This window comes from Lutibacter sp. A64, from assembly GCF_022429565.1.
In the GTDB taxonomy this organism is placed as follows: domain Bacteria; phylum Bacteroidota; class Bacteroidia; order Flavobacteriales; family Flavobacteriaceae; genus Lutibacter.
This window is the reverse complement of record NZ_CP092487.1, coordinates 379,607-392,880: the sequence shown is the minus strand read 5'-3', so window position 1 is coordinate 392,880 and position 13,274 is coordinate 379,607. Positions and strand designations below refer to the sequence as shown.

8 protein-coding genes are annotated in these 13,274 nt (G+C 29.6%); all 8 read right to left on the bottom strand.

The features are described from left to right. Positions 1-116: 116 nt before the first annotated feature. The 8 genes from MKD41_RS01420 to MKD41_RS01385 all read right to left on the bottom strand — a co-directional run bounded on the left by MKD41_RS01420 (position 117) and on the right by MKD41_RS01385 (position 13,252). Positions 117-4,184: a hybrid sensor histidine kinase/response regulator transcription factor gene (locus MKD41_RS01420; RefSeq protein ID WP_240243668.1), complete on the bottom strand. Its 4,068-nt coding sequence runs from the start codon at positions 4,182-4,184 to the stop codon at positions 117-119. A 359-nt stretch (positions 4,185-4,543) separates the two neighbouring features. Next, positions 4,544-4,795, bottom strand: coding sequence for a hypothetical protein (locus MKD41_RS01415; RefSeq protein ID WP_240243667.1), 252 nt, complete (start codon positions 4,793-4,795; stop codon positions 4,544-4,546). Positions 4,796-4,805: 10 nt separating this feature from the next. Next, a complete protein-coding gene (locus MKD41_RS01410; protein WP_240243666.1) occupies positions 4,806-5,480 on the bottom strand; it encodes an alkaline phosphatase family protein in 675 nt (224 codons plus the stop codon). Positions 5,481-5,699: 219 nt separating this feature from the next. After that, complete coding sequence (locus tag MKD41_RS01405) at positions 5,700-7,124, bottom strand: BNR repeat-containing protein (RefSeq protein ID WP_240243665.1); 1,425 nt, start codon at positions 7,122-7,124, stop codon at positions 5,700-5,702. 221 nt (positions 7,125-7,345) lie between these two features. After that, positions 7,346-8,653, bottom strand: a complete 1,308-nt coding sequence (locus MKD41_RS01400) for a sulfatase (RefSeq protein WP_240243664.1) — start codon at positions 8,651-8,653, stop codon at positions 7,346-7,348. Between the two features lie 109 nt (positions 8,654-8,762). Further along, positions 8,763-10,241: a sulfatase family protein gene (locus MKD41_RS01395; protein WP_240243663.1), complete on the bottom strand. Its 1,479-nt coding sequence runs from the start codon at positions 10,239-10,241 to the stop codon at positions 8,763-8,765. Positions 10,242-10,254: 13 nt separating this feature from the next. Beyond that, positions 10,255-11,937, bottom strand: coding sequence for a sulfatase-like hydrolase/transferase (locus MKD41_RS01390; protein WP_240243662.1), 1,683 nt, complete (start codon positions 11,935-11,937; stop codon positions 10,255-10,257). Positions 11,938-11,941: 4 nt separating this feature from the next. Beyond that, entirely contained in the window at positions 11,942-13,252 is a 1,311-nt protein-coding gene (locus MKD41_RS01385) for a family 43 glycosylhydrolase (RefSeq protein WP_240243661.1), read from the bottom strand. Positions 13,253-13,274: the final 22 nt, after the last annotated feature.

Here is a 13,274-nt window from a genome sequence, read left to right as displayed (position 1 = left end):
AATTAAGTAATAACATATTTGTTGCATTCAATTGTATTATTGTCTCAGAACAATATAACTAAATAATTTTAAGAACTTTAGATACGTTAAATAAATTTATATTATTCAATAATATTTTATTTAACTTCTGTAGGTAATTTTCCAAAACGTTTTTTAAAACATTTAGTGAAGTATGATGGTGAAGCAAAACCAACTTTATATACAATATCACTAACTGTAAATTGTTTGCTTTGTATTAATTGTTTTGCTTTTTCTAATCTAACATTTCTAATAAATTCATTTACTGATGTACCTGTTAATGTTTTTAGTTTTCTATATAATTGACTTCTACTTAAGAACATTTCTTCGGCTAATGATTCTGCTGTTAAATTAGGGTCTGCTAAATGTAATTCTATATACTTTAATGCTTTTTGTATAAATTGATTATCTAAAGTTGTAGTGTTTTCTTTTGTTTTGTTTGAAACTCCCGTATAAAACTTATTAAAAATAATTTGTCTACTAGATATTAATTGTGATAAAGTAGATTTTAGAATCTCCATACTAAAAGGCTTGCTGATATATGCATCGGCACCAGAATCTAATCCTTTTACCTTATCTTCAACCATAGATTTTGCCGACAACATTAATAATGGAATATGGCTTGTTTTTAAATTGGTTTTTATGGCTTTACATAACTCAACACCATCCATTTCTGGCATTACTACATCTGTTAAAATAACATCTGGTAATTTTTTTAAAGCTTTTTCCAACCCTATTTTTCCATTTGATGCAGTAACAACTTTGTATGATTTTTCTAATACAGACCTTAAATAATTTCTTAATTCGGTATTGTCTTCTATAATTAATAAAGTGTATGTTTTTTTATCAATACTCTCTGGCTGCTGAATTTCAGGGTGTAAAGTGGTGTCAAAGTTTAGAATAACATCTGATAGTTTTTCGTCAATTTCTGCTTCTTCATCTATAAATTTTGGATTTTTATTAATTATTGGAAGTATTACTCTAAACTGTGTGCCTTTATTTACCTTACTATTTACTTCAATTTCACCTTTGTGTAATTCTATAAAATCTTTTACAACTTCTAACCCTATTCCTGTGCTCCCATAATAGCCTTTATTTAATTTATTTACTTGATAAAAACGCTCGAAAATTTTTGTTAACTCTTTTTTTGAAAGTCCCTTTCCTGTGTCTTTAACAATAATTTCAAATGCTTCTACATTTTTATTAGGATTCACTAATTCTAAATACTTAGGTTTTTCTATTTTTTTGGTTAAAACTATAATTTTACCTTTATCAGGTGTTACTTTAAAAGCATTTGATATAATATTGAATAATACTTTTTCAATCATTTGTTTATCTATATATGATTGAAAGTTTTCACTTTTAGATTCAAAAACCAACTCAATTTTTCTATGAGCTGCCTCTTCTTTAAAGCAACTAACTACTTCATTTACAAAAGAAATAATATTTACTTTTTCGGGTTTTAACTGAATTTTATTCGATTTTAATTTTCTAAAATCCATTAACTCATTAATTAATCTGTTTAATCTTTCTGCATTTTTCTGAATGATGTTTAACTTTTCATTTGCTTCCTCTGAAAATTCTATTTTTTTATCTTTTAACAAATCCTGTAATGGATTTAATATTAACGTTAATGGTGTTCTAAATTCATGTGAAATATTAGTAAAAAATTGTAACTTTTTATTGTTTAGTTTTTCTTCTTGAATACGTTTATCTCGTTCAAATTTTACGGCTTGTTTCTCTTTAAATCTTTGTTGTAAAATCCAATTTATGGCAAAAATTAACCCAACAAATAATACTAAATATACAACATACGCCCAATTAGTTAAATACCAAGGTGGCAACACTTTAATATTTAGTTTTAATGGTTTTTTTGTCCAAACTCCATCATTATTTCTTGCCTTTACATTAAACACATACTCTCCTGCTGATAAATTAGTATATGTTGCACTTTTATTGTTTCCAACATAATTCCATTCTGGATCAACACCCTCCATAAAATAGGCGTATTGGTGCTTTTCTGGTCTTGTATAATTCAAACCTATATAATCAATAGTAAAAACTGACTGACTATATTTTAATGTGATATTTTTTGTGCTAGAAATTGATTTTGAAAGTAACGAACCTTTTTTAGAAGGACTAACAGATTTGTTAAACAATTTGAAATCCGTAAAAAACAATTTTGGTTCTATCTTATTCTTTTTCATTTTATCAGGATGAAAATAATTTACGCCTAAATAACCTCCAAAAAATAATTCGCCAGTTCTACTTTTTAAAACAGCATTGTAATTAAAATCATTTACCAACAACCCATCATCTTTGGTATAATTAAATGCTGTATTGTTTGCTCTATCTAATTTTGTAATTCCTCCTGTTCCTGCAACCCAAATAATACCATTATTACTTTCAACAATAGAGCTTACGTACATTTCCTTAAAACCCTCAATTTCATTATACCAAATAAATTCTTTAGAATCTTTATTATAACTAAACAATCCTCCTCCATCAGTTCCTATCCAAATTAACCCATCTTTAGATTGCGTTATTGAGAGTATTCTGTGTGTACTTGAATGGTTTCTTAATTTAACAGACATTTTATCTCTAAATGAAATAACTTTTAGTTTATTGTTGTTAACTTGTTTTACTTGAAATAATCCATTTGTTGTTCCTAACCAAACAATGTCCTCGTTGTCTACAAATACTTTTCTTATATCTGCATTGTTAATATCATATTTTAAAAATTCTTTTGTATTACAATGAATAATTTCATTATTTTTTACTTTAAGAAAATGAAGCCCTTTTAAAAATGTACCAATCCATATAACCCCTTTAGAATCTTCATCTATACTTAAAACCCTATTCGATTTTATGTTACTATTTTTAACAGAAAAATTTGAAAACTCTTTGGTTTTAAAATTAAATTTGGTTAATCCACTAGTCCAACTCCCTAACCAAATTCGTTCTTTTTTATCTATATAAATTGCTGTTACATCATTACTCAAAATTTTCCCAAATCCAGAATTCTCTTTGCTATTTATATGAAAAAACGTATTTCTTTCTTTGTCATATATATCAACCCCTCCTCCATCTGTTGCTATCCAAAGTCTATTTTTTTTATCTTCTTGAATTCCTGTAACTGAAATTCCTTGTAATGAGTTTGGATCGTTTGTTATATTTTGAATTGAATTAAACTTATTATATAAATTATCAACAACAGCAACACCTCTATTATAAAAACCAATCCAAATCCTCTGCTCATTATCAACTAATAAAGACCATACTGAATTTGATTTTAAACTATTCTTATCCATATTATTATGCAAGTATTGATAAATAACTTCTCCTTGCTTATTTACAATAACAAGTCCTTCATTTTCTATTCCACAAATTATATGGTTATCATACTCTATAATCGATAATATTCTTTTGTTTGTAAATTTATAATTGAAAACTTCCTTTTTTGATGAACTTAACGATATTTTGTATAGACCTTCATTTCTTGTTCCAATCCATAAATTATTTGTTGAATCTTTAAAAAGTGTCTCAATTGAAACCTCTGAAATAATTTTGTTGTGAATAATTTTTTCCTTGTTTTCAAAATCAAAAAGATACAATCCGTTTGATGATCCTATGTAAAATTTATTTTTGGAAACTTTTAATATTGAATTGATCAAAAAACTATCGGATAATTCTTCATTAAAAGGAATAATCTCTGATCTAAAAGTAGATTTATTTACTTTAAATAAAGAGCCATAACCATAGGTGCCAACTATAAGTTCATCTTCATTTAACTCTTCAACTGTTTTAATCTGAATTGTATAATTCTCTGCTGCAGGTAAACTACTATTTAAATTTATTCGTACAAAATTATCAAACTCTTTGTTATACAAATTCAAGCCTTCATCTGTACATATCCATAATTTCCCTGTACTATCTTCAAATATTGAATTTATTAAACTACTATTTAAAGAATTTAACTGATCCCATTGGTACTCGTATAATTTATAATTAATTCCGTCATACCTGTATAACCCTGCACCATTTGTTCCAAACCAAATAAAACCTTCTGAATCTTGTTTTATTGCTGAAACGGCACGTTTTGTAATACCTTCTTTTATATCAATAAATTTGAAATTATTAATTTCTTGAGAATAACCAAAAAGCATGAAAATAAAATATCCAACAAAAAAAAATAAAAATTTTTTATACATGTATATTTGTAGAATTAGGTATTATAAATTTAAAAGTTAATTTAACCATAACGAATATATAAAACTTCTGTTAAAGTATAAATTAATTAACTCACCTATAATTTTAAATTGATGAATTTCATTCTTAAAAATAGTGCTTATTACCGTTTTATTTTAACAGCATTGATAACCTTATTGTTTTTAAAAGAATTGCCATCTTTTTTAAGATGAGTACTAATTCATAAGTTTATTTTAATTGTTAAACCTGTTTTAAAAAACTTATCTAAGTTTCAAAAACAAGTACATATGGTTACAAATTATAAAATAGCAAAATACTATTTAATTTCATGATTATTAATAAAATTAATCATTGCTTGCCTGTAATGAAGATAATCATTTGGAGGCGGACCTGCATTAGCATCTAAATAAGTTTTTATCCACCAAGGATGATCTAAATCTTCCAAATTACCATTGAGTATATTTTTAAAAAAAACACCCGTAGTAGTTGATTTTTTTAGATAGTTTACTTTTGAAGTATAACCTTTTAATGGCGGTGAGCCCATAAAATAATTAGTCATTAAAGCCACATCGGGAGATTCAGCATAAGGGATTTTTGCTCCTTTTTTTTACACTTGGTCCATAAAAATTCATATAAATCTGCCAAGAAGATAATTGTTCTGAAAGGTGATTACTCTTTTTTAAAGTTCCCATACCGTGATCTGCTGATATAATAAAAAATGAGGTTTCCCATAAACCTTCATTTTTCAAAAATGTAACAAGCTTTCCTAATTCAGCATCAGCATTTAAAATTGCTTTAATATATTTAGAATCTGGATTTGTTTTTCCTTGTGAACCTTTCCAAGAACTTCTAATTTCTTGTAAATGCAAACGCACTAATCTTGCACCATCTTCCTTGATTTGTTTTATGGCTAAGTCAACTACTTTAGTGTCGGGCATTATCTCTGCATAATGAAAATTTGCAGTTATAAAAACATCATACAAGGTATGCCCTCCAACATAAACCGATTTAATTCCTTTTAGTTTTGCTGATAAAAAAATATCATCTAAATCTTGTGTTTCAAAAACATGCGTTCCTGTGTGCATGCCAATATTGGGTAGAGATGCACCTCCCCAAGGCTCACTTCCATCTGGTAATTTTACTCTACCTACCGGACTATTAGAATAGGCGTCTTGTACCAAAACTCCATTTTCAGCAAAATATTTTAAGTTCTCAGCTCCCTCCGCAATAGCCGTCTCAGCAGCATCTTTCATTAAACCATCTATAATAAACTGAATAACTAAAGGTTGCTCAACTTTATTTATTTTTCCCTGGACCGCTTTTAATTATTTAGATTGCTTTGATTAATAACAGTTTGAAAATAAAAACACTACTAAGATTAAAATGAATAGACTTCTCATTTGTTTAATTTTTTAACTTTTGAAAAGAGATTTTTTAGCCATTTTTCTCTTAACTATATTCTAATTTTATATTTATTTGAAAATTAAATCTACTACTTTTAAAGTACTCGATTCTTTGTTCCCATTTGGAACATCTTGAAGTATAACAGATAAAACACTTTCCTCTTTCCAACGATAAAAATCACCTAACATATCATTCATATAAGGTCCTTTTACTGTATGTTGAATATGCCAATCTTTCCAATTATTTTTAGCTGTAGCCACTGCAATTATTAAATCTCTATTATCTTGATCATTATTTTCAATAACTAAATTATTACTACCTGCATAAATCATAATTAAATTATCTTGGTTATCAACAAATACTTTTGGTCGGTTTCCTACCTTAAGATCCATTTCAAAATGTTGCCACTGTCCATTAACGTCTCTCCAGTAGTGGTGATAACGCCTTGCCTCTCCTGGCCCCCAGCGTGATGCACCTAAAACACTACCTGAGTCTTTAATAGTTTTCTCAGTACTATGGTACATTACAACATGTATACGATTTTTAGAATCAATTGCTTGCCCGTGATCATTCATTAACCCCAACTCTCTACGAATAGGAGCTACAACAATTCCTTCTGAATTAACCTGAGGAATTTCCTTTAAAGATTTTCCTACATTATTTTTCCATGTATTTCCTTTATCTTTACTATATACATACACTAAATCGTGATTTGCACCTTGACTATTCTCTCTCCAAACCCAAGTTGCATGCAATGTTCCTTCGTTGTCATAATCGTAACCATTGGGATAAGAACATCTTGAATCACTTACACCTAAAGCGTCTTTAAAAATACCCTCAGCACTATCAATTTGGCGTGTGTTTTCCCATTTTCCAATAGCAGCATTATAATCTACCAACATTCTATCTCCATTTCCTGAACCGCGAACACGATAGTTGAATTGAAGATTCCCTTCTGGTGTTTGCCAAAATTTTGGATACGTTAATTTAAAAGGTTTTCCTTTCTCTAGCTCAGGTAAAATTGGACCAAATGAACTCGCATCCCATTTCATAGTTTTAGGATTATTTGCTAAGCCTTTTATAGACACTCTATAATGAAGCGTATCTACATGATGGTCAAATGCTACATGTATGGTACCATCATTTGGGCAAATCCCCATTGATATTGCATTATGCGAATCGCTACTTTTAAAATGATAGTCCATAAAACGAATGGTTTTCCATTCACCATTTGGCAGTGACCTACGACTAATACAAACACGACGTTCACTATTGTAATAAACAACGTACTGATACCCTTTATGGGAAATTAATGCATCTTTTTGAAATGTTCTTCCATTTATAGCACTAGAATACTTTCCGTCAAAATTAAGTGCACTTTCATCAACATTACTAATGCTTTCGTTAATTACTTTGACTTGTGCTAAGGTATTAAACATTATAAATACGCCTAATAGGGTTGTAAAAATTATAGTATGTAATGTTAACTTCATGATTATGGTTTTACAATTTAATTCTTCTTTTTTAATAATACTGGTGAATTTGGTGTGAAAAAATTATTGAATTATTTTACTTCATTTAAAACAATTATTTCCATCTAAAACAAAACTCATATTAGAAAACCATCTCAATCACTAATGTTTGGATTTTGAAGATCTAGTATCAACAAGAAAATCTTTCCCCCACTTTGCTCTCAATTCAACAGCAAGTTCTTTTATTTGTATTTATTTGCCTTTTCTTGTTTTCTTTTTAATGCATTTCGCATTTCTTTAAGCACCTCTTTATATTTAACATCTGCAACCATATTCTTATTTTCTGCTGGATCATGTTTACGATTATATAACATCTCTTCTCCATTTTCAAACAGAGAATAAGTAAAATCATCGGTTACTATAGCATCTGCTTTTTTAAAACGAGCATAAGTATATGCTCTAAAAGACTTCTCAGGATTATCTAAAGTAGCTTTAAAACTTTTTCCCATAATATAATTTGGTACAGGTATGTTTGCCAAATCGCAGAGAGTTGGATAAATATCTACACTTTCTACCAATGCTTCAGTATGTTTTCCTGTTGATTTTCCTGGAACTTTTACCACTAAAGGTACCTGTAAAGCGTTATGTAAAGTATTGTGTTTTCCCCAAAACTCATGCTCTCCCAAATGCCAACCATGATCTCCCCAAACTACTACAATTGTATTTTTTGCCAATCCAAGTGTTTCAAGCTCATTTAAAACTTCACCAACTAACTGATCTACATAACTAACGCAAGCATAATATCCATGGCGCATCATTTTGTGAAATTCTACAGTATTGGGTTTATAATCACCAAAGCTATAGCTCTTAAATTCTCCACTACCTCTTAAAGATTTTGGAGCATTTTCAGGCAAATGACGATTATCTGCAATCTCTATTGAATCTCGTTCATATAAATCCCAGTATTTTTTAGGTGCATAAAAAGGCATATGAGGTCTAAAAAATCCGCAAGCCATAAAAAATGATTCTCCTGATTCTTTAAAACGGCGTAAATCTTTGATCGTTTTTTGTGCGATTTTATAATCTGGATAAGCACTATCATCAACTTCTGGAGCTTCATAAACACGTCCATTTCCAGATTTCATAATCACGCCGTTAGTTTTAGGGTCATAACTTACTCTATGTCCTCCTTTTGGCATCCAAGGGTTTTCGCTCCAACTTGCTTCTTGAACATCTTTATTATAATGAAAAATTTTTCCATTAGAAATACTTGTATAACCAGCTTCTTTAAAAAGACCTGGTAATGTTTTTGCATTTGGAACATCTTCTTCTGCTTTTGCTCTATAATCTATAAAACGTGTTTTTGTTGGTAGAATACTGGTTAGTAAACTGGCTCTTGAAGCACCACAAACAGGTACATTGCAATAGGCTCTATTAAAGACCAAACTTTCACTAGCTAGTTTATCTAAATTTGGAGATTTTATATGTTTTGCCCCATAAATATTTAACTCTGGACGTAAATCATCTATAGCAATGAACAAAACATTCATTGGTTTTTGATTTTGAGTAGCTTCAGTTTTCTCTTTTGAGGATTTACAGGAAACTAAAAGAATGGATAAAGCAAATATGTAAGTAAAAAGTTTTTTTATCATCATAATATTACCAATGTTTTATAACGATATAATCGTCTTTTGTGAGTGAATTTTTTATAGAATCTGGAATTTTTCTTCGAGGTGTATCTTGGTCTAACTTGAATCCTTTTTTACCTTTGGGCGTAATAATTGGCATATTCCCAATTGTTTCATCCAAAATATCGCCTTGAGCTTTCATCCAAGTAAACATATCTGTTACTAATTGCTTTTTCATCAACTTAAATTCAGGGTTATTTGCTAAGTTGTTTTGTTCAAAAGGATCATTTTCTAAATCGTACAATTCTTCAAAAGGTTCGTTTTTAAATTTGTTTGCTCCTCTTTTTATAAAATAATCTACATTTGGTTTTCCTGTTAAATTTTGTTCAACAACTTCTAATGAATTAAAATTTCTGATGTATTTATAACGTTTATCACGAATCATTCTTGATGGGAAAATCTCTGAATTTAGAATGTTCTGATTGGTTCTTACTCCATACACATATTTATGAACAGCCACATCTTTTCCTTTTAAGATTGGTAAAAAACTCTTACCATCAATATCTTGTACTGGTTTACCTCCTGCAAGTTCCATAAAAGTTGGTAACACATCTGTATAATGTATCAACTGATTTGATGTTGTTCCTGCTTTAATCACTTTTGGCCAACGTACTACAAAAGGTACTTTTAAACCAATGTCTTTTACTGTAAATTTACCTGAAACTCCATGGTCTGCACTATAAATAAATAAAGTATTTTCATTTAAATATGTATCTACTAATGCTAAAACTTTTTCTATCTGAGTATTATCTTCTTCAATACTTCTGTAATAACCTGATCTACTTTTTATGTATGCTTCATTATTCTTTTTATCTTCATTAAAAGGATAAAACTTTAGGTTATTTACATCTGGGTTTTTAACATCAAAATATTTTCCATGAGGATATTTTGAGGTGATGAACATACAAAATGGTTTTTTGGCAGTTTTTAAATAACTCTCAATACTGTCTAGAGGAATATAATCTCTTGGTACATCTATTTTAGGAACTGGTTCCCATTCTTTGTCCCACTGGTAAACACTTGCTGGTTTTACGTGGCTTTTCCCTGCCAAAACAACTTGATAACCCAACTTTTTCATTCTAGAAGTTACACTTTCTATATGGGGTCTTGTTGCTGTATGATTTGCAAAACATCCATTTTTAACAGGATATTTTCCTGTAAAAACTTGAGATCTACTTGGTGCACAAATGGCTTGAGCAGTAAATGCATTGGTAAATAACATTCCTTCTTTTGCTAACCTATCTACAGCAGAAGTATTTACTTTTTCATTACCATAACAACCATAATCGTAAACATCTTGGTCGTCTGCTAAATAAAATATGATGTTGGGTTTTTCTTTCTGATTTGCATCAACTTTAGCAACATTGTTAGATTTATTATTAGTCAAACATCCTGTAAATGCTACACTCATCACTACCAAAAAAGGTAAAATTGAAAACTTTTTACTCATTTCTTAAATTCTATTATTGATATTTTTTTACACCTTCTACTTTAGGATAAGGTACTTTTTGTTTGTTTTTAACCCAAGTTCCTGTTGGAGCATTATTGGTTTTTAACCAAGCTAACATATCTGCATTCATTTGCAATGCAATTTCCATTTCTTTAGATGAAGGGTTTTCTAAAATATTTCTTTCTTCAGAAATATCTTTGGTGATATTATACATTTCAAATGCTTCAGTTTCATAAAAATAAAATAGTTTATAATACGTATCTCCTATTCTTGATTGAATAAGTGTTGATGGTGAAAAACGTTCATCCATATATCCTGGAAGATGCCAAAACAAATTATTTCTTGAGATTCTTTTTGCATTTCCTGTTAAAACTTTTGCAAAAGAAGCTCCATCATATTTAGGTTTGTTTCCATCTTTCTTTTTTAATGTAGCTAAATCAACCCCAACTAAATCTGCAAAAGTGGGTAGAAAATCTATACAATGTACTGCTTGATTGGTTACCGAATTTTCTTGTATCACATTTGGATATCTGAAAATTAATGGAACTCTAAGACCACCTTCTGTTAAATTTCCTTTTTCACCTTTCAATGGTGTATTTTTAAATAATCCTCCATTATCAGAATAAAATATAAAAATGGTGTTTTCTGTAATGTCATCTTCATAATTTCCATCTCCATTTGGATCTTTTAAAGCATTATTTATTTTCCCCACATTTTGGTCTAACAATTCAATCATAGAAGCATATTCTGCAACTCTTGGTTTTAATCCGCGTTTCAAATACTTTTCGGTTAAATCTTTTCTGCCAGTAACATCAGAATGAACTGCGTGAAAAGGAATGTATAAAAAGAACGGATTTTCGTCATTTGCTTTTTCTTTGATATAATCTACAGAGAAATCTCCAATTGCATCTGTAAGGTGTTTTGGAGTTCCTTTTAAAAGAGTTATATCTCCTTGAGATGCATAAGGTTTTAAAATCGTATTAAGGTATTCATCATCATAAGGGTTTGCATATTTATCTACAAACTCTGAATTAAACGTCCATCCTTTTTTATCGGAATTTAGTGCTAAATAGAAAGATTTTGTTCTTTTCCCTTTAATAGGAGCCGCTATAATGTGATGAATATCTGCTGGTAAATCTATACCATAATCACCTTTTAAAGGATGTGGAGTTCCGTGACTTTTACCCACTAATGCTGTTTGATAGCCTTTTGTTTTTAAAACATCAAACATATTGATACCATCTTCTGCAATTACTTTTTTTTGCTTGAAAGGCTCAATAAGTACATTTGGAAATCCTTTGGTTCTTTTGTCTTGTCTTTTTAAAGAGCCCACATTATATACCTGATTATCTACTCCTGTTGCATATTGCCCACTAATTAAAGCTGCTCTTGATGGTGCACAATTTTGGTTGGTATAGGCATTTGTAAAAGACATCCCTTGAGATGCTAATTTATCGATTACAGGAGTCTCATATATTTTAGAACCGTTATTTCCATTTGTATTTCCTGTGCTTATATCTGTCCAACCTAAATCATCTGCAAATATGAATACGATGTTTGGTTTCTTTTTTTTTGTTTCTGCTTTTTTTGTTTTATTAGAACTACAAGAAAACATAAAAACAATGCTTAAAAAAGCTAAAAACGAAATGGCTCCTTTTAGGATTTTAAAAATTACTATACTTAAATTCTTACTCATAATTTTATTCAAATTTTACCCAATCTAATTTTAATAAACTACCTTTTTCTGTTTTAAAAACTAAATAAATATCCGTTACTTCTATACTATTATTTATTTTGGATTCTATTTTCTGAAAAGTTTTCAATTGATTTTCAGGTGATAATTTTATCTTTCCAATACACTTGCCTTTTGGACTTTTTGTTCTTATTTCTAACGTTCCTTTTTTACCGTCAAAAGAAATATTTGCAATTATTTTTTGATATTTTTTATTGAATGTTACATTCGCAAATTGTATCCAATCACCATTTTTGATGTTAACAAGTGTAAAACCTTTTTCTTTACTGCCAGTTTTTAGGATTTCTTCTGATGATTTTTCGTAAAACCATTCTGCTTCAATTTTTTCCCAAGAAGCATTATACTGTCCAACTCCATTGCTGAAATGTTGATCTAAAAAATTAGTATCTGTTACAATTTCCCCATCATCATCCATATGGCAATAGGTAATAATAGATTCTCTAAACTTGAAGCCTTTTTTGAGGTAGTAACACCAAATATGGTAAAATTGACCTTTCCATTTAAAAAAGCTACCGTGTGCATACTCGCTTAGATGATGACCTTCACCTAAAGGCCCAACACTTTCATAAGGTCCATAAACATTTTTAGATGTTGCATAATCTCTACCCCAACTTAAATAGTAGGTGTCTTTATGTTTGAATATGTAATTTTTATCCATCCAATGAGGCGCATTCTTCCACTCTTGCCCATTAATTTTTATGGGTTTTGGGGTTTCTGCGACAGAAATCATATCTTCATTTAACTTTGTTATATGAAATCCACCTCCTTCTTTATCTCCATAAATTAAGTACGGTGTTTTATTTGCATCATCATCAATTAAAATTGTTGGATCGTGCATTGGAGCAACTAATGGCTTATTTAAGGGATCTATAAACTGACCTGTTGGAGCATCTGAAGTCATTACTCCAACACCTCGTTTTCTATCTGAAAAATAGAAATAGTACTTTCCGTTTCTGCTCGCTGCATCACTCGCCCAGCAATCGGTACTATTATCGTCCATATAATTCTCTTTCGGACTGATTTTATAACGTAACTTCCAGTCAGTTAAATCGGTTGAAGAAAATACACGCCAATCTCTCATCGTCCAAATTTTATCATCAGGAGTGGCATCGTGCCCAGAATATAAATAAATGGTATCATTAAAAACACGGATGTGTGGATCTGACACTCCCAAGCCCTTAAGAATTGGGTTTTGTGCAAAAATGAAACTTGAATTTAGCGTAATTAACACTAAAATAAAGTACTTATATTCTTTCATCATAAATAATTTTAAATTACAA

What these genes read in the sequence shown, in the direction of transcription:
- MKD41_RS01420 (WP_240243668.1), bottom strand. Translation starts at nt 4,184, where the DNA reads ATGCTTTTTGGTTATTCTCAAGAAATTAATAATTTCAAATTTATTGAT.
- MKD41_RS01410 (WP_240243666.1), bottom strand. Translation starts at nt 5,480, where the DNA reads ATGAAAGATGCTGCTGAGACGGCTATTGCGGAGGGAGCTGAGAACTTA.
- MKD41_RS01405 (WP_240243665.1), bottom strand. Translation starts at nt 7,124, where the DNA reads ATGAAGTTAACATTACATACTATAATTTTTACAACCCTATTAGGCGTA.
- MKD41_RS01400 (WP_240243664.1), bottom strand. Translation starts at nt 8,653, where the DNA reads ATGAATGTTTTGTTCATTGCTATAGATGATTTACGTCCAGAGTTAAAT.
- MKD41_RS01395 (WP_240243663.1), bottom strand. Translation starts at nt 10,241, where the DNA reads ATGAGTAAAAAGTTTTCAATTTTACCTTTTTTGGTAGTGATGAGTGTA.
- MKD41_RS01390 (WP_240243662.1), bottom strand. Translation starts at nt 11,937, where the DNA reads ATGAGTAAGAATTTAAGTATAGTAATTTTTAAAATCCTAAAAGGAGCC.
- MKD41_RS01385 (WP_240243661.1), bottom strand. Translation starts at nt 13,252, where the DNA reads ATGAAAGAATATAAGTACTTTATTTTAGTGTTAATTACGCTAAATTCA.